The organism is Rufibacter roseolus (assembly GCF_017916365.1).
GTDB classification, from domain to species: Bacteria; Bacteroidota; Bacteroidia; order Cytophagales; family Hymenobacteraceae; genus Nibribacter; species Nibribacter roseolus.
The window spans coordinates 355,379-373,267 of record NZ_JAFMSU010000002.1 but is presented as its reverse complement, the minus strand read 5'-3'; the positions used below and the strand labels follow the sequence as shown (position 1 = coordinate 373,267).

The following is a 17,889-nucleotide window of genomic DNA, read 5'->3' as shown; positions in this document are numbered from 1 at the left end:
AAAACCAAATACATTGAGAAAGCCCTATAAATGAAAAGCCGTTTTAAGCCCCTTTTCAGAAAAGGAGGCCTAAAACGGCTTTAGTTAACCTTAAACAATATTCAACTTGCGGTAGCTATCCCGCAGAAACTGCCAACAGTTAGAGGATCTTAAATTCAGGGTTTTAGACCTGTTTTCAAAGAAAAAGGCGCTAAACGCCTCCTGCTTTCAAGTGAACTACTTTAGTTTTTGTTTCTAAGCTGGTTGAGAACATCCTGTTCCTTCTCCGCAGCAAGGGTGATTAAGATCACCCCGTTCTCTCCCTGCTTTTTAAACCGTTTTTCGGCCTCAGCCCCCTTCAAGACATTAATAGATTTGATCCATTCTGGGTTAAGGCTGGAGATGGCTTCTTTGCTCACGGCCACTTCCCCGGCTTTGGTTTGGATAAAGTACAAAGGATCAGCCATGGTTTTGCCTACTCCACCGTCTAATCGTATATTCTTCTCCGCAGCAGCTGTGTATTTGGGGTCCTTTAAGGTTTGCAGGAAAGTGCGCTCCTGCGCTGGCTTTATCTCAATCAGGATTACACCGTCCTTGCCCTTTGGCCCGAACTGCTCTACCGCATTCTTGTCTTTCAGCACCGTGATGGATTCAATCCACTCCTTATCCATTACCTGGATGGCCGCAGCAGAAAGAGGTACGTTGGCCGAGTCAGTTTTCAGGAAGTACAAGGGACTTGCTTTGGTTTCCTTCACGTTGGCAGCCTTCTCTTTGGCAGGGGCAACCTGGGCTTCTGCGGCAAAGGGCAGCAAACCGGCTGCCAAGAATAAGCTTAATACAATAGGTTTATACATAGGGGTAATTTTAGTCAATTTCTAGGCTCTGGCGCGTTCGGCCAGGAATGGGATCCAGACGTGGTCTGTGTCCTGAATACTGTCCCTGAGAAAAGATACCAACGAGGGCTTGTAAGGTTTCCGGGACAGTTTCATGGAAACCTCCTCTGGGGTGCGATCTCCTTTTTTGGAGTTGCAGCGGGCGCAGGCGGTGATAAGGTTGTACCAGGTGCTCTCTCCGCCGCGGGACCGGGGCACCATGTGGTCTAGCGTGAGATTTCTGGTGGAGCCGCAGTACTGGCACTGGTTGCGGTCACGGCGCATGATGTTCTGCCGCGTAAGTGAGATGCCTTTGTAGGGCATGCGCACGTAGCGATGCAGCCGGATCACCAGGGGCCGGGGAAAGGATTGGCGCACCGTGCGCAACACATTCAACTGATCTTCCGCAATGAGTTCTGCTTTCTGGAGATAAATCAAGACAAATGCCTTGTGCAGACTGCACGTGGCAATGGCGGAGTAATCTTGATTAAGTAAGAGTACCTTATCATTCATACGAATTCCTGCTCAGTAGATCCTTCCGTAAGTTACGTAAAATAACATAACAACAGATTTTACTAACTGATTTTCAGGGATTCGTGTTGCAAATTTTAACTCAACTCACCTGATTTGAGGCTGATTTTTAACTTTTTTGAGGCTCAGTACCTTAAGTCTGCGGGCTAAGGTGTTCCAGTTTATTCTATAAATGATTACAGACTCACAACCGGAAACCTGCTTGACAAACCAGCAAATAATCCTCGGAAATAAAAGAGAAGCCGGAGTTAGTCAGGGAGAATTCTTTTGATGATGCGCAGTTTGTGGGAATAGCGCTTACGCTCGCGGTTATAGATGCCGTGGTGGTCCAGTTGGTCAATGCGCACCTCCCCGGAGGCATGGATGATGCGCTGGTCTTCCAGCACAATGCCCACGTGCACAATGCGGCCTTCCTCGTTGTCAAAGAAAGCGACATCACCGGGGCGGGTCTGGGCCACGAAATGCACTTCCTGCCCATGGACAACCTGCTGGTAGGCATCGCGGCGGAGCTGGTGGCCACACACCCCGTACACCTGTTGCACAAAACCCGAGCAGTCAATCCCGAAGATAGATTTGCCGCCCCACAGGTAAGGCGCGCGCAGGAACTGGAGGGCTATTTTCTGCAGGAAATTCTCACGGTAAGGCAAGTTGGGGTTGGAGGCCCGGCCGTTGTAGAGCATGCGCTCCTCTCCTACCCTAATGCTCATACCGTCAAAGAAAGGCAACACACTTCCCATCCCAATAGGCGTAACTCCCTCCTCACTGCTCACAGTCTGCACAAGGTCCATAGAACGGGCATGGCTGGTATTGCGCCATTCCTGAAAATAAGCATCAGAAACGGGGAAATGCTGCTTGAAATCAATCCAACCTTCGTAGTCATCGGCGGCATTCCTTACCTGGATCCACTTTTCCTGGGTTTGCAGCACCTCATAGCACTCGCCAAAAACCAATTGGGTGATCTGTTCGCTTTTATCAGAAGGCTCCCGGCGCACCGGCACCAGACTCAATTTGCAAATCCCGAAGTTCAATGTTTTAATATGCTAATTTGAAAATGTGCTGATGTGCTAATATGCTGATTTGAGAATGTGCTAAGGCGCAAAAACAGGAAGCCTTAAAGCTGATTCTTCAGGATTTTAATCGAAATGGAGAAAAGCCAATTCTTAATTCTTAATTCTTAATTCTTAATTCTTAATTCTTAATTCTTAATTCTTAATTCTTAATTAATACCGTTCGCGGGCCATTTCACGTTTGACATCGCGCTCTTTGATGTCTTCGCGCTTGTCATAGAGCTTTTTACCTTTGGCCAGGGCGATCTCCACCTTCGCGAAACCGCGGTCTGAGATGAAGAGCCGGGTGGGGATGATGGTTACCCCTTGCTCCTGCGCGCCATCCTTCAGCTGTTTCAGCTCGCGTTTGTTCAAGAGCAGCTTGCGATCGCGGGTGGGCTCGTGGTTGTAGTGGGTACCCTCGGTGTATTTGGAGATGGTGATCTGGTGCAGAAACAATTCATTGCCATGGAAGGTGCAGTACCCGTCAGACAGGTTCACCTTTCCTTCCCTAATGGATTTGATCTCGGTGCCGCGCAGCATGATGCCGGCGGTATACTTCACTAGAAACTGGTATTCATAGGATGCCCGCCGGTTAGAGATATTTACCGTTTTCTGCAGCCTGTCTTTCTCTTTTGATTTCGCCATTTAGTTTCTACTGTTCTTCAAAAGTCGGTGGATCTTCTCTTTTTTCAAAATTTTTTGGCCGGTTTGCCCGGAGGCCACCAGCCGCTGACCAGCCTTTACGGTGATGTCACAGCGTAGTTCGTTCTGTTGCAAGGTCTTGAAAACGGCCTCCACAATTAAGGTCTCGCCTTCAAAAGCGGGGCTGTGGTGGTCAATGTGTACCATGGTGCCAATGCCTTCCTCATCTTCATCCTTCATCTCCAGCACAAAAAGCCTTGAGGCCCATTCCATGGCCTGCGCCAGCGCGAAGGTGGAACAGACCGGGTGCACCAGCCCCGCTTCAAATTGTGCAAAATCAGCCTCGGTTACGGGCTTGTGGTACGTTTTGGAATCTCCTTCTTGAAAAGGGTTCTGCATATTTTCGTTTTCCTGGGAACGAAGATTAAGATTTTCTACGCATATTCAACCCCATCCGGCTAAATATCGACGCTTACCATGAAAATGTATTTGCTCTCTCTGCCCCTGCTGTTGCTGGGCGCTACCCTGGCGCTGGGCCAGGCCAAAACCGACAAATCCCTGAGCCGCCTGTTGGAAGAGCACCCCGAAAAATTCAAGACCCTGCTCGCCCATCCGGAGAAATACAGAATCCAGATTCTCTACACCCAGATTGACCGCGACAAAAACAACAAACCTTCTTTCAAAACCTACCGCTACCGGGTAAACGCGCAGGAATACTTCAACCCGGCCAGCACCGTGAAACTCCCCGCGTCCCTCATGGCGCTGGAGAAGATCAACACGCTTAAGGTGCCCGACTTAAATAAGGAAACCACCATGCTCACTGACAGCGCCTACCAGGGACAAACCAAAGTGTTACAGGATTCCACCTCAGCCACGGGCTTTCCGTCCATCGCGCACTACATTAAGAAGATCCTGGTTACCTCTGACAATGACGCCTATAACCGGCTTTATGAGTTCATAGGCCAGGAACCCCTGAACGAAGGTCTCAAAGCGAAAGGCTATAAGAGCATCCGGCTGCCCATCAGGCTATCCAGGTTTTTGCCTATTGAATTGGACAAGTACACCAACCCGGTGCGTTTTATGCAGAACGGAAAGGTGATTTACCAGCAGGGCCTGGTGAAAAGCAGCAAAGACTACAAGAACCCCACCCCCATTCTCCTGGGCAAAGGCAACATGACCAACGATGACAAACTGGTGATGGAGCCCCGTGATTTTGCCTTTTCAAACACCTTTGCCCTGGAAGACCAGCACCAGATGCTGCGTGCCCTGCTGTTCCCTGAGTCGGTACCGGCCCAGAACCGTTTCAACCTCACCCCAGACGATTACCGGTTCCTGTACCAGTACATGTCGCAGTTGCCCCGCGAGACGACTTACCCGCAGTACCCCGAGAAAGAGTACCCCGATGCCTTTGTGAAGTACCTGCTCTTCGGGGGGCCGCCCCGCACCGAGAGAATCCCGGACCACATCCGCATCTTCAACAAGATTGGCCAGTCGTTCGGGTTCCTGACGGATAATGCCTACGTGGTTGATTTCAAAAACAACGTGGAGTTCCTGCTCACCACCACCGTACACGTGAACGAAGACGGCATCTACAACGACGGCAAGTATGAGTACGATGAAATTGGCTTCCCTTTCCTGCGCGACCTGGGCCAGGTGGTGTATGACCATGAACTGCAGCGCAAAAGAAAGCACGCGCCAGATCTGAGCCGTTTCAGGCTCGTTTATGACAAAACCGCCCAAAACTAAGTAAGACGGCCCCACCTGATAGTCTAGGTGGGGCCGTCTTACTTTAAGGAGGAAAGTCCTTAGTGGCTTCCGGCAGAGTTACCGCTTATATCGCCTCCGTCCTCGGAGCTGATATTACCTCTGCGGCCAGTGCCGCTGGGCGTAGTGCCCGGTGCTTCGCCGGTATGCGGATTTGTGGCAGGCACATCGCCGCGCAGCGGAGCGCCTTCACCGGGGGCCTTGGTTTTGCCGGAGCTTGGGTTGCCTAATTTATCTTTACGATCGTCTCGGTTCTTATTCGTTTCGTTTGCCATCTTCTTTAAGATTAAAGTGATTACTCAATACCTTATTTCATACGGAATGGCAGCAGAACAGATACCTTTTTATAGATGGGAATGCATGTGGCAGCATTTAAATGCTAAAAAAGCCACCGCCATTTTTAAGCTCCTTTTCCAAAAACAGGCCTAAAACAAGGCATTTGCCATTTCTGCCTTATCAGATGAATGCCCGATCTCAGATAGTCTCAAGTGGCTTTGGATTCCCTTTCAGCTCAAAGGCATGGCTTCGCCGATGTCCAGAATTCTGAGTTTTCCCGAAATCTCCCCCTGGGCCTCAAGGCGTTTAAGCCAGCGCACTGGCTCCCCGATGGGTTCATCAGACAAATCAAACGTTCCGAAGTGCATGGGCACCAGGGTACCGCCTTTGAGGTCTTTGAACGCCTGCACGGCCTCGGCGGGGTTTGTGTGGCTGGGCTGCATGATGAAGGCCGGGTTATATGCCCCCACGCCCAGAATACAGATGTCGATCTTAGGGAACAGCTTCTGGATTTCTTTGTAGTGCTGGTCATAACCAGAATCTGCGCCAAAATACAGGGTATGCGTTGAGGTTTGCAGCATAAAACTGCCCCACAGGATTTTGTTGTTATCTGTCATGCCGCGCTTGTGCCAGTGGTAGGCCGGCAGGTAAAACACCCGGGGACCGTTCTCCTTAGTTTGGAATTCTTGGTACCAACCGGCTTCCTGCACCGGGTTAGATGGCAGCCAGCTCTGGATCAGGCTCTTCATTTTGAGGGAGGTGAGCACGGTAAAGGAATGGGTTTTGCCTAGTGTTTTGAGGCTGGCTTTGTCGCAGTGGTCAAAGTGGCCGTGGGACAGCAGCACGTAGTCTATGTGCGGCAACTCATGGAGCTGCACCGGGAAAGGCACTTTGCGCTTGAGCATGGAAACCCCGTAAAACAGCGGGTCAGTGAGAAACGTGACGCCGCCCAGCCTGATGAAGAACGTAGCGTGCCCCAGCCACACCATTCCGTCTTCTTTTCCTTGCAAAAAAGCCCTTGGGTCTCTTACCCCAGGTAGCCAGTTATCAGATTTTTTCTCGGCTCTCTGCGGGTTTTTGGTCAGTTTCCAACGCAAGGCCAGCAGCATGGACTGGTTTCCCTGCTTGAATTCCCCTACAAAGCGGCCATCATTAAGTGGGTTGCCTTTCCAGTCTTCGCGGATGACCCTTAGATCGGGATTCAATAAAAAGCTTTGTGTCATGTCAAATTATACTGAACTAAGATTTCCCTCTCGGCACCCCTTTCTTAATAGGGGCTAAATTAACTTAAAAAAGTAGATTAACATCTAATTAATTGTACCTACATACTTATGGATCAGCCAATTAATCCATTCTAACTATTGGATTCTACGCCAGAATCTCTAAATTATAACCAAATCATTTCCCTCACTACAAATCCCAACGCACATGAAAAAACTCTACAGATTGCTTTTGTTCTTTTGTGCTTTCTGCTGCATGGAGGAACTGGCAGCCCAGGAACGGCAGATTACCGGCCGGGTACTGTCTTCCGCCGACGGCACACCCGTGATTGGGGCTAGTGTGGTGGTGAAAGGCACTACCAGCGGCACCAATACCGATGCCTCCGGTAATTACACCGTGTCTACCACCGCTGCCGCCACTACCCTGGTGGTTTCTTTTATTGGGTTCACCACGCAGGAAGTACCCATCAACGGCAGAACCTCCATCACCGTTTCCCTGGTGCCGGACGTGCAGCAACTGAATGAAGTGGTAGTGACGGCCTTCGGGCGGGAGCAGGAGAAAAGAACCTTGGGCTACTCGGTGCAGGAGGTGGGCGCCGAGCAGATTGCCCAAACCCGCAACCCCAACGTGGTAAACTCACTGCAGGGACGGGTGGCCGGGGTGCAGGTGCTGGGCACCGGGGGTACGCCAGGGGCCGGTTCCCGCATCCAGATCAGGGGCATCAACTCCCTCTCGCCGGGAGCCAATAACCAGCCTTTGTTCGTGATTGACGGTATTCCCATCAGCAACGAGACCATTGCGGGCAATCAGCTGCCCAGCGCGGGTACGGTGGCCACCGCCGAAGCCGGCGGAAATGAGCAATCCTTCGCGTTTACCAACCGGGCCGCCGATATTAACCCCGAAGACGTGGAAAGCATGACGGTGCTGAAAGGGGCCGCGGCCACCGCCTTGTACGGTTTGCGGGCAGCCAACGGCGCCATCATCATCACCACCAAGAAGGGGCGCGCCGGCGCCACCACCGTCAACTTCAGCACCAACTTCGGGGTAGACGAAATCAATAAAACGCCCGAATACCAGACCAAATACCGCGAAGGTTTGGGGGGCCGCCTCAGGGTTACCTCAGCCGGTGCGCCTAATCGTTTCCAGACCTTCGGGCCGCTCATCACAGATGAACCCTTCTATGACAACTTCAAGAACTTCTTCCAGACCGGCACTCGCTTTGACAACAACCTCAGCGTATCGGGCGGGAATGAGAAGGCCACTTTCCATACCTCGGCTTCGCATTACAACCAGGAGGGCATCGTGCCCAACTCAGACTGGAAACGGACCACGGTAAAAGTGGGCGGGAACGTGAACTTCTCTGAGAAATTCGCGGTGAACGGTACCGTCAGCTACAGCCAGTCGGGCGGGAACAAAGCCGCCTCTGGTGACAAAGGCATCATGTCGGCGCTCACGTACCATACCACCACTTTTGACGTGAACGATTACATTAACCCCGATGGTACCATGAAGGTGTATTCGCCCGGCGTTATTGATAACCCACGTTACCTCGCGGAGAACAGCACCCTGAAAGACGATGTGAACCGGGTCATTGGGAACATAGGGTTCAACTATGATTTCCTGCCCTGGCTGCGCTTCAACTACAAACTGGGCGCCGACGTTTACAGCGATAACCGCACGCGCCTGGTGCCGGGTCCTATTTTCCAGGGAGCGCCTACGCTGGACATTGCGGCTGGCACTGGGGGCTTTATCATTGAGGAACGGGTCAATTACCGGGAGATTACGTCCAACGCCTTTTTGACCGCCGAGCACTCATTCTCAGAGAACCTCAATGCCTCCCTCATGCTGGGAAACAGCATAGAGAACCAGGCCTCAGATATCCTCAACACCCGGGGTGAGCGCTTCACGGTTCCCTTGTTCCACCATTTGTCCAATACGGCCAACATCTTTACCACCAACGCCATCAGGGACCGGCGCCTGATTGGGGCATTCTTTGACGCCAAATTAGATTACCGCAACATGCTGTTCCTGAACGTGACCGGCAGGAATGACTGGACCTCTACCCTGCCTAAAAAGAACCGCTCGTTCTTCTACCCATCGGTGAGCACCAGCTTCATCTTCTCTGAACTACTGGGATTAGAGGATAACCGGTTCTTCAATTTCGGGAAAGTGCGGGCCTCCTGGGCTGAGGTAGGAAAAGACACCCAGCCTTACCAGGTGGGCACTTACTTTGGGGCGGCCACAGGATTCCCCTTCGGTAACCGGAACGGCTTTGTGGTAAGCACCGCCGTGGGTGACCCCGAACTGAGACCCGAAACCACCACTTCCATTGAATTCGGGTCTGAGCTGCACTTTTTCCAGAGCCGCTTAACCGTGGACGCCACTTATTACCGGTCCAGAAGTAAAGACCAGATTATTCCGGTGCCTACCAGCGTAACGGCCGGTCTGCTCAGCTATACCACCAACGCCGGCGAGATCCAGAACACCGGGGTAGAATTGCTGGTATCGGGTACCCCGGTGAAGATCAATGAATTTTCCTGGGACGTGGTGCTGAACTGGTCTACTAATAAAAGCAAGGTGCTCTCCATTACGCCTGCCGTGCCGGAGATCATCTTCCAGGATGACCGCATCATGAACAAACTGGTAGTGGGCGGATCGGCCGGCGACCTGTACGGCCGTCCTTTCCTGCGCGATGACCAGGGCCGCCTCATTATCGGGACCAACGGCTTGCCTACCTTGAGTCCGGCCACGCCGCTGATCAAGGTGGGCAATGCTTTACCAGATTGGCAAGGCGGTATCACCAACACCATCACGTGGAAAGGCCTGAGTTTGACAGCGCTCATTGACATCCGCCAGGGCGGTGACGTTTATGACGTAAGTATGCGAAATCGCATCAGAAACGGGATTGACATTAGAACGGAGAACCGCTACCAGCAGATCATCTTCAATGGGGTAAATGCCAACGGCGAGCCAAATACCATTCCGGTGGTGCTGGATGAGAATTTCTACCGCAACGGGAACAGTTTCAATGATGCTTCAGACGTGCTGCTCCAGGATGCCTCCTGGGTGCGCCTCCGGAACGCCCAGCTTTCCTACACCCTGCCAGCCAGTGTGATTGGTAAATCGCCGTTCAAGAGCATCCGCCTGAACGTAACCGGCAACAACCTTTTCCTGATTACGCCATTTGAAGGCTTTGACCCAGAAACCCCCACCTATGGCTCTGGCAGCAATGCCCTAGGTTATACCGGCTATGGTATACCGGCGGTAAGAAGCTACACCTTTGGCCTGAATGTAACCCTTTAATCCCCCTACAGACTATGCTACATATTTCCAGAAAATACATAAGAATCGGGTTGATGGCATTGCTCCCGCTGGCGGGGTGTGACTCATTCCTGGACGTGAACGATGATCCAAACCGGGCGAATACGGTGAGTTCAGACGCGCTGCTCTCCCCCATCCAGGTATCCACCGCCGATGCGCACTACCAGTTGGGCCAGTACACCAGTTTGTTCTCGCAGCAGCTGGCCGCCTATACCTCTGGCCCGCAGATCGCAGACCGGCACATTGATGTCCGGGTGAATACCGCCTGGAACACCATTTACCTGAACAACCTGAACAACCTGCACTTGCTGGTGCAGCAGGCCGCGGATGAAGGCTCTTCTTACTATGTGGGCATTTCAAAGGTGTTGCAGGCCCTGAACCTGGGTTTACTCACCGATACCTGGGGTGACGTACCTTTTTCCAATGCCTTCCAGGGTCCGGCCGAGCTGACACCCCAGTACGACACCCAGGAACAGCTGTACACCACCATCCAGACTTTACTGGACGAGGCCATTGTAGAGCTCCAGAAACCAAACTCCACCCTGAAGCCCGCCGCCGATGACCTGATTTACGCAGGCAGCACCGCCAAATGGATCAAAGCCGCCAATGCACTCAAAGCCCGCTACACCATTCACTTGGTAGAAAAACAAGGCACCTCTGCTGCCAATGCGGCACTGGGTTTCGTGGCCAAGGCCTTTTCTTCCAACGCCGATGACATGCAGGTGATCTTCAACGACCGTAACCTGAATCCCTGGAACCGGAACATCGCCATAGGCACCACCACGGGTAACTTCATTGTGGCCCCGTCGCAGACCTTGGTGAACCTACTGAACGGAACCGCCATCCCGGGTCTGGTAGATCCACGCTTGCCGCTAATGGCCGACAGAGGCACCAGCGCGGCTCCGTACACCGGTTACCGGAACGGCGCCGGCACGGGCGGCAATACCAACATCACCGCCAACACCTTCTACGCCAAGCCTGCTTCTCCCCTTTTAATGGTGACGTACAGCGAGATGAAGTTTATTGAGGCCGAGGCCCGCTTTATCGCCAACGGAGGCACCAGTTCCTCCACCGGCAGCACCGAAGAAGCCTACCAAGCCTATCTGGCGGGCATCAGGTCGCACATGGACAAACTCGGTGTGGCTACCGCAGACCGCGAGGCCTACCTCAGCAACCCCCGTGTGGCGGTAGGGGCTGCCAACCTTACGCTGTCCCTGATCATGAAGGAGAAGCTCATTGCGCTCTACCTCAACCCTGAGGCCTGGGTGGATGTGCGCCGGTACGACTACTCACCGGACATTTACCCTGGCATGGCCCTGCCCGCCGAGCATAACCCGGCGCTGAACGGCCAGTTCATCCGGCGGGTACTTTACCCAGAGTCTGAGGCTGCCCGCAACGCCGATGAGGTTGGGAAAGCCACCAAAGGCCTGGCCGAAAGAATGTGGTGGGATCAATAAAAGCGCAAAAACCTAAAGACATGAAAAGAATCATCAGCTATATCTTCCTCCTGGTCCTGGGTTGTACAGCCCTCACCTCCTGCTATGACGAGCCCGATTTCATCAAGGATAACACCACCCCCACGGACAAGGGCAGCGTGCCGGTGAGCGGCAATGACCTCATAGATCTGGCCAACGGCCGCATCACCATCTCCACCTCGGCCACGGCCCCTAACAGCTACGCCTCCGGTGAACTGATTTCCTTTGAGTTGGGCTTCTTCTCAGAGAGCCCGGTGAAGGAGATCAACGTGTACGAGACTATTGGCGCCGGCACCCGCACCAAAGTGCAGACCATTCCCTACAAACCTGCCTTTTCTGCTACTGACCGCCTGGACACGCTCATCATCAACTACACTGTGCCGCAGGCCCCCAGCAGATCAGTGATCAAGGTGGAGACCGAGATCCTGAACGAAAACGGACTGAACCTCATCCGAACGTTCTACGTGCAGGTGGGCCTGGCCCAACCAACCATCGCGGTGAAGAGTGTTCTCAATGTGCCTTCCAACGGCGTCACCGCCGAGGGAGACTCGGTGGTCTTCAACATCGCCCTGAACGAAAGCACGACGGAACTGTACCGCCCGCTGGATTCCCTCAGGATTTATTCCACCGTGGAGGGCGAGGCAGAGCAGTTGGTCCGCCGGGAGGCGCTCACGGGCAATACCCTCACCCGGAACTTCGGAGTGAAAATCCCGGCGGGCACCGCAGGCAAATCCATCACCTACCGTTTTGTGGTGGTATCGCGGAGACCCAAGCTGACCGCCTCGGCTTCTTCTACGCTGCAGGTTACCAATCCCAGCCCGCTCTCTGGCCAGACTACCGGCATGGTGACTTTTGACAATGCGGCCCCGGATGCGGCCGCCTACAACTTGTTGACCCGCACCAATGTACCGGCCACCGGCAGTGATGCAGACAAGGACCTGGTGGTCACTTCGGCATCGGGTAGCGCCTTTACTTTGGGCAGCAAAAACGAGACGCGTTTTGTGAAATCCACGGCGGCAGTTTACAATGCGGCCAACCATAACTCCATCGCCTACCAGTATCTGCGGGGCAGCGCCACGGCCAGTGCCACCATTGCCAACGCCAGCGTGGGCGACGTGTACATTGCCAAGCTTAGAGGCCAGAACCAATTTGCCATCTTCACCGTGACCAGCATCACCAAAGCCCCGGGCACCGGCTCTCCGGCTTCTATGAGTTTCACCGTGAAGTACCTGTAGTTTTAGCTCTGTTTTACAGAAAAGGCTCCCAAATGGGAGCCTTTTCTTTTAGCGAAGTGAATTATGCGGCGTGCCATTCACTTTGCTAAAAGAAAAGAGCCCGGGCCAGCATGAGTATTTTGCTGGCCCGGGCTCTTTAGCTAATCTATTTTGCGGGTACTTTCGGCAAAACAGACTTGAAACATTTTCTATTAATGAAAGAACAGGTACGCCAGCCAGATGGCCGCCACAATACCCACCAAATCGGCGATAAGGCCGCAGATCACGGCATAGCGGGTTTTCCGGATGCCCACGGAGCCAAAGTAAACAGCCAGGATGTAGAAGGTAGTCTCAGTAGAGCCCTGAATCACGGCAGCTACGTTCCCAACGAAAGAATCCACGCCGTAGGTTTTCATGGCATCCACCATCAGGCCACGGGCACCGCTGCCGCTCAGGGGTTTCATAAGCGCCACGGGAAGCGCCGGCACGAAATCGGTGTTAAGCCCCAGGAAGCCCACCAAGGCCCCAATTCCCTGCACCAGGATATCCAAAGCCCCGGATGCCCGGAACACCCCGATGGCCACCAGCATGGCAATGAGATAAGGGATAATGGAGATCGCCACCCCGAAGCCTTCTTTCGCGCCTTCAATAAAGGCCTCGTAAACATTCACCTTCCGCACCAAAGCCAGCGCGATAAAGGAAATGATCACCGAAAACAGGATGATGTTACTGGCTACCGAGGAAATTAACGCAATTCTTTCCTGCGAGATGGTACTGAAATAATAGATTAGCCCTCCGATCAAAAGTCCCATGGTGCCCAGGTAAAGCAAAATCACCTTGTCCAGCAGGTTAATGCGCTGGTAAATGGCCACGGCCAGCAAACCGCCCAGCAAAGAGAAAAAAGTACCCAGCAGAATAGGAATAAACACCGCGGAAGGATCTACCGAGCCCATCTGTGCCCGAAACACCAGCACGCTGATGGGGATTAAGGTAAGACCGGCGGTATTGAGCACCAGGAACATGATCTGTGCATTGGAGGCGGTGTCTTCGCTGGGATTCAACTCCTGCAGCTCTTTCATGGCTTTAAGCCCCAGCGGGGTGGCGGCGTTGTCCAAGCCCAGCATGTTGGCCGAGAAGTTCATCAGGATGGAACCGAACACCGGGTGGTTTTTGGGCACCTCGGGGAAAAGGCGGTTGAAAAAGGGCCCTACGGCTTTCGCGAAAATGGCGATGATGCCTCCGCGCTCCCCCACTTTCATCAGGCCCAGCCAAAGGGTCATGACCCCAGTAAGGCCCAGGGAGATCTCAAAACCCAATTTGGCGTTGTCAAAAGTACTGGCAACCAGTTGCTGAAAGACGGCGGTATCTTGTAAGAATATAAGTTTAAACAGCGCAATGCAGAAAGCGACCAAAAAGAACGCAACCCACAGATAATTTAAAACCATGCGAAAGGAATGACTGAATGAGTGATTGAGTAAAATTGAATGAGTGAATGCGAGATTGAGAGAATGAGTGATTGTTTTTTATTCAGTGTTGCGCCAGCACTTTTCTTCGCTCAGATTCAAGGCAAAACTGACGGAAAGATACACAGCCGGAAAATAAAAACCGCAAGCGCGCCTGGACGAACCTGCGGTTTTATATTAGGATTCTTTCTGTTCTTGTTTTACATCTCGTGAGGGGGACTTGCTTGCGAGATCGTTTATAGGGCCATTTTCAGAAAACGCCTTGAAAACCGTTCATCAAGGCTTAAGCCACCGGTAAATCCATAGGAAAATCCACTCACTCACTCACTCACTCACTCACTCACTCACTAAATCCGCTCAACGCCCAAACCGGGTTTGCCGTTAGGGCGCATGATTCCGTTCTCCAGGATAAACCCACCTGAGACAACATCGCGGGCCAGGTCCAGGCTGCCGTCCAGGTCAAGGTAGCGGGTGTTGGCGCAGGAGAAGGCCGCGTGCAGAGCCGCCGAGATACTCACGATGCTTTCATCATTACAACCCCACATAAGGTCAATGCCGGCTTGCTGCGCGATGGTCCCAATCTGCCGGGCCGCATACACGCCGCCGCATTTCATGAGTTTGATGTTATAGATGCCGCAGGCACGCGGCGGCGTGGCCAGTTGAAACGCATCCAGGGGAGAAAGCAACGATTCATCAGCGGCCACCAAATCTTTGACGGCATCAGGCAATTCCCGCAGGTCATCAATCATGGGGGCGGGCAGCGGCTGCTCTATCAGTTCAATGTCCAGCGGTTGGGCCTGGGTGCAGAAGTTGGCCAGGTCATAGGTGGTCCAGCCCTGGTTCGCGTCTATCCTGATGGTGACTTTATTGCCGTGGGCTTCGCGCAGTTTCACCAGCCGTTCCAGATCCAGCGCTAGGCTTTCGCCCACTTTCACCTTTAGGTGCGTAAAGCCGCGGCCCACGTACTCCTCGGCCTCGGCCAGGGTTTCCTCCACAGATTTGATTCCGATGGTGATAGAGGTAGGCAGAGAATCCAGGCGTTGACCCAGGAAGGACACCAACGGCACGCCCAGGAATTTAGTGAAAAGATCATGCAGGGCAATATCCAGGGCGGCGCGGGCTGCCGGGTTGTGGGGCAGGCGCAATGGCAACTCAGCACAGATGGCCTGGAATTCCCGCAGGTCGCGGCCCAGGAGCCAGTCCAGGCTCTCGGGTTGCAGCACGGCCATTGTCTGGGACAGTTCCTCTCCCACTACCTCTTTGCTAGGGTTCCCCGCGCCTATGCCCGTGAGGCCGTTTTCCGCCACCAGTTCCACCAGCACGTTCTCTACCGCCGATACGGTTTTAAAGGCAATGGTATACGGACGGGTCAAGGCCAGATCGGCTTTCCAGACGTTGATTTCCTTTATCTTCATACCGCAGAGGCCTCTTTCTCCAGAACTTCTTTCACCAGGTCAATGATCTGACCCACGCCGTCTTCCAGCGGCAGCACCACTGGAATTTTGAGCTCTTCCTGGTATTGCTTCTGGAACGATCGGGCTTCTTCCAAAGTAAGACCGGCAGTATTCAAGGTAAGGGCCAGCACTTTGGCGCCGTACAGTTCTATCAACTGGATCTCGGTGGAAACCGGCGGGATTTTGATGCCCCATTCCTCGTTGTCATCGAAGTACACGCGGGTGGGCGCGTGCTGCAACACAACGTATTTCACCTGCCCCGAGACCAGGTACTCAGACCCGCAGGGGCCGCTGGGATTCCGCAACGCCGCCTGACCTTCTATGAAAAAGACATCGGGGTGGTGTTGCTCGTAACTGGCCAGGATGGCGTGCTCCAGTTCGCCGGAGACAAAATCGTTATAAGTAGAGTCCAGGATAAAGCCGGTGCCCCGCCCCTGCATCCAGCCGGTCTGGCCGGTGAAGATCATCTGGGCTTTGAGGCCGGCGGCTTCGGCGGCCTGGGTGAGCAACCGCGTGGTGGTGCGCTTGCCCATGCGCACATCGGTGCCCAGAACGGCTATGCGTGGGGCCGGAACGTCTTTGATTTTACCAGTCCAGAAATGCAGCTCACTTTTAGGTTTGGGCTTGCGCACGTCAAGGAGTTGCACGCCGTGTTCCTGCGCCAGCGAGGTCAGTTCGGGCATGTCACTGATGTACTCATGCAAACCGCTCACAATGTGCATCTTCTCCCTGATGGCCTGCGCGATGGTCTCTTTCATGCTGGCCGGCAGTTTCCCACCCTTCGGGGCGATGCCCACCAGGCAGTACTGCGCCTTTTCGGGGCTGTTTTTCAAGAAATCGGCTAAATCTGCGTACACCGGAATGTTCCGGTTCTGGCCGTCTACTACTTCCCCGGCGTCCTGGCCGGCGCATTCCACGTCAATGACGCCAATGATGCGGAACCGTTCGGTGCCCCTGATGAGGCCATGCGCGGTTTTGGCAGGATACTGTCTGAGCAGTCCATCGGTAAGGATAATGGCATTTCCGTCCATTGTGAAGGTGTGCTTTGAGAGAGAATAATGAAGGAGTTTAAGGTTTGTTTAGGGGCCGATTTCTCTAAAACGGCCCCTAAACAGTAAGATATTATAAAACCAGGCCGTGGAAGAGCGCAGGCATCTCTTTGCTCAGGTCATAGATGAACCCGTTGACAATAGCGTAGCGCACCTGCCCGTCTGGGGTTCTGAGGGTGAAGTTGGCACCCCGGTCCAAAGCCAATGAGTGGTTTACTTTTCCGTTCACTGCCACCACGTTCAGGGGCAAATCCACTGGGTTGTATTCCACGGGAATTTTCTGAAGCCTTACGGTGGTGTAGCCAGAGGCCAGCAACTCGCGGGTTCGTTCAGGGGTGAGGACCTCTACGTTGTCCAGTGGGGTTTCGTAGACTTTGCCGGGCGTCAGGACCAAGCCCTCGGCGTTGACTTCCTCGTAGCCGGAGAACACGCTCATGTCGCCTATCTCCTCCACCGAACTGCGGTGGAAAAAGCCTTGGGGCGTGTTGGCGTTGCTCTCATTCCGCAGAATACCTATGTCTAGCAGCGTGTCGCGGCCCTGGTCACGGTAGCGCACTTTCCGCAGCACCACGTCAAACAGGTAACGCTCATTCTGCGGAATTTTGAAGTAGTCCTTCTTGTCATAGCGGGTGTAGCCTTGCTCGCCAATGATTTGCAGCGCAGAAAGGATTGCCGCGAAGTTCAGCTGCCGGATGTACTGCTTCTCCGGATCGCCCTGGTATCCCCCGGATTCAATTAGGATGAGGCTGGTGCCCCACTTCTGGATATTGTCACCGAAGGCCCTGGGCTCATGCTCATCTGAGTACTTGGCCACCTGCCCGGGTATAAACTGCTGGATGCTCTCGTTCATGCCCACAATGGTCTTCATGGCCCGTTCCCGCACCTCGTTCACGGTCTGGGCGTGGTTGAAGGCCGGTGCCAGGAAAGAAATGGTGGCCGGTTTGCCGGTGGTGCCCACGGTATATAGGCGACTTTGGTCATGCAGGTTGAACCCGAAATCAGGCTTAATGCTATCGCGGAGGGATTTCAGGAGTTTGGCCTCGGGGCTCTGCAGGCGTAACGCGTCGCGGTTCAGGTCAATCTCCAGGGCGTTGCGGCGGATGAACCGCTCGGCACCATCGGGGTTGAGCATGGGCACGAAATATAGCGTGTTGTTCTTCAGGATCTCCTGCCGGATGGGGTCTAGCTCATCAGAGGCTTGCAGGAAGTTGAAGATGTCCAGTAGCGCCATGGTGGCCGTGGACTCATCGCCGTGCATCTGTGACCAAAGCAGGACCTTGTTTTTGCCCGTACCAGCCTTTACCAGGTAGATATCGCGTTTCTCCACGGATTTTCCCGCCACCTGCACCTGGAACAAGGGGTTCTGCCGAAGCTTCTCCAACAGCGGCACCAGGTCTTTGTGCTTGAACCGGCGGTGGGTTATACTGGCTTCTTTATAGCGCCCGTGTTCATCAAATACTAGTCGGGCCATTTCCGCTGGTTGGTTGCTTACGGAGATTTTGCTGGCCTTGGACGGAGGATTGCTCTTCCCGGAGACCATACTGCTTTGGCACTGGGTACCCAAAAGTGTCATGAAAGA

At 53.6% G+C, this 17,889-nt stretch carries 15 protein-coding genes; 4 read left to right on the top strand and 11 right to left on the bottom strand.

Annotated features, from left to right (window positions below; all coding sequences use genetic code 11):
• Positions 1-221: 221 nt before the first annotated feature.
• From J3P35_RS10495 to J3P35_RS10475, 5 genes are all read right to left on the bottom strand, one after another.
• The gene (locus tag J3P35_RS10495; protein ID WP_210464563.1) at positions 222-833 is read right to left on the bottom strand and encodes a hypothetical protein; all 612 of its coding nucleotides are present in this window, start codon (positions 831-833) and stop codon (positions 222-224) included.
• Positions 834-854: 21 nt separating this feature from the next.
• Positions 855-1,364, bottom strand: coding sequence for an HNH endonuclease (locus tag J3P35_RS10490; RefSeq protein ID WP_210464562.1), 510 nt, complete (start codon positions 1,362-1,364; stop codon positions 855-857).
• Between the two features lie 266 nt (positions 1,365-1,630).
• Positions 1,631-2,410 (bottom strand): C40 family peptidase, encoded by a 780-nt coding sequence (locus J3P35_RS10485; protein ID WP_246850158.1) that lies wholly within the window; start codon positions 2,408-2,410, stop codon positions 1,631-1,633.
• A 192-nt stretch (positions 2,411-2,602) separates the two neighbouring features.
• Positions 2,603-3,076 carry an SsrA-binding protein SmpB gene (smpB, locus tag J3P35_RS10480; RefSeq protein WP_210464561.1) on the bottom strand — a complete coding sequence of 158 codons (474 nt, stop codon included), beginning with the start codon at positions 3,074-3,076 and terminating at the stop codon, positions 2,603-2,605.
• A complete protein-coding gene (locus J3P35_RS10475) occupies positions 3,077-3,472 on the bottom strand; it encodes a thioesterase family protein (RefSeq protein WP_210464560.1) in 396 nt (131 codons plus the stop codon). It abuts the gene before it with no gap.
• A 78-nt stretch (positions 3,473-3,550) separates the two neighbouring features.
• Between J3P35_RS10475 and J3P35_RS10470 the strand changes: the two genes are divergently transcribed.
• Positions 3,551-4,819 (top strand): serine hydrolase, encoded by a 1,269-nt coding sequence (locus tag J3P35_RS10470; RefSeq protein WP_246850156.1) that lies wholly within the window; start codon positions 3,551-3,553, stop codon positions 4,817-4,819.
• Between the two features lie 59 nt (positions 4,820-4,878).
• Here J3P35_RS10470 and J3P35_RS10465 read toward each other — a convergent pair whose 3' ends face one another.
• Together J3P35_RS10465 and J3P35_RS10460 are read right to left on the bottom strand one after the other, a co-directional pair.
• The gene (locus J3P35_RS10465; RefSeq protein ID WP_210464559.1) at positions 4,879-5,112 is read right to left on the bottom strand and encodes a hypothetical protein; all 234 of its coding nucleotides are present in this window, start codon (positions 5,110-5,112) and stop codon (positions 4,879-4,881) included.
• A 231-nt stretch (positions 5,113-5,343) separates the two neighbouring features.
• On the bottom strand, positions 5,344-6,336 hold the full coding sequence (locus J3P35_RS10460) for an MBL fold metallo-hydrolase (RefSeq protein ID WP_210464558.1): 993 nt from the start codon (positions 6,334-6,336) through the stop codon (positions 5,344-5,346).
• Between the two features lie 205 nt (positions 6,337-6,541).
• Here J3P35_RS10460 and J3P35_RS10455 point away from each other — a divergent pair, with 205 nt between their 5' ends.
• Genes J3P35_RS10455 through J3P35_RS10445 form a run of 3 tightly spaced genes read left to right on the top strand, consistent with a single transcriptional unit; the run spans position 6,542 to position 12,365 of the window.
• The gene (locus tag J3P35_RS10455; protein ID WP_210464557.1) at positions 6,542-9,637 is read left to right on the top strand and encodes a SusC/RagA family TonB-linked outer membrane protein; all 3,096 of its coding nucleotides are present in this window, start codon (positions 6,542-6,544) and stop codon (positions 9,635-9,637) included.
• A 14-nt stretch (positions 9,638-9,651) separates the two neighbouring features.
• The gene (locus tag J3P35_RS10450; protein ID WP_210464556.1) at positions 9,652-11,112 is read left to right on the top strand and encodes a SusD/RagB family nutrient-binding outer membrane lipoprotein; all 1,461 of its coding nucleotides are present in this window, start codon (positions 9,652-9,654) and stop codon (positions 11,110-11,112) included.
• Between the two features lie 20 nt (positions 11,113-11,132).
• Entirely contained in the window at positions 11,133-12,365 is a 1,233-nt protein-coding gene (locus J3P35_RS10445) for a hypothetical protein (protein WP_210464555.1), read from the top strand.
• A 191-nt stretch (positions 12,366-12,556) separates the two neighbouring features.
• On the opposite strand, the gene J3P35_RS10440 is transcribed toward J3P35_RS10445, so the two are convergent.
• From J3P35_RS10440 to J3P35_RS10425, 4 genes are all read right to left on the bottom strand, one after another.
• Complete coding sequence (locus J3P35_RS10440; protein ID WP_210464554.1) at positions 12,557-13,789, bottom strand: nucleoside recognition domain-containing protein; 1,233 nt, start codon at positions 13,787-13,789, stop codon at positions 12,557-12,559.
• A gap of 365 nt (positions 13,790-14,154) precedes the next feature.
• Positions 14,155-15,222 carry a mandelate racemase/muconate lactonizing enzyme family protein gene (locus J3P35_RS10435; protein WP_210464553.1) on the bottom strand — a complete coding sequence of 356 codons (1,068 nt, stop codon included), beginning with the start codon at positions 15,220-15,222 and terminating at the stop codon, positions 14,155-14,157.
• Positions 15,219-16,292 (bottom strand): DUF1611 domain-containing protein, encoded by a 1,074-nt coding sequence (locus J3P35_RS10430; RefSeq protein ID WP_210464552.1) that lies wholly within the window; start codon positions 16,290-16,292, stop codon positions 15,219-15,221. Before J3P35_RS10430 ends, J3P35_RS10435 begins: the two co-directional genes overlap by 4 nt.
• Positions 16,293-16,383: 91 nt before the next feature.
• The gene (locus tag J3P35_RS10425) at positions 16,384-17,781 is read right to left on the bottom strand and encodes a M14 family metallopeptidase (RefSeq protein WP_246850154.1); all 1,398 of its coding nucleotides are present in this window, start codon (positions 17,779-17,781) and stop codon (positions 16,384-16,386) included.
• Between the last annotated feature and the right edge of the window lie 108 nt (positions 17,782-17,889).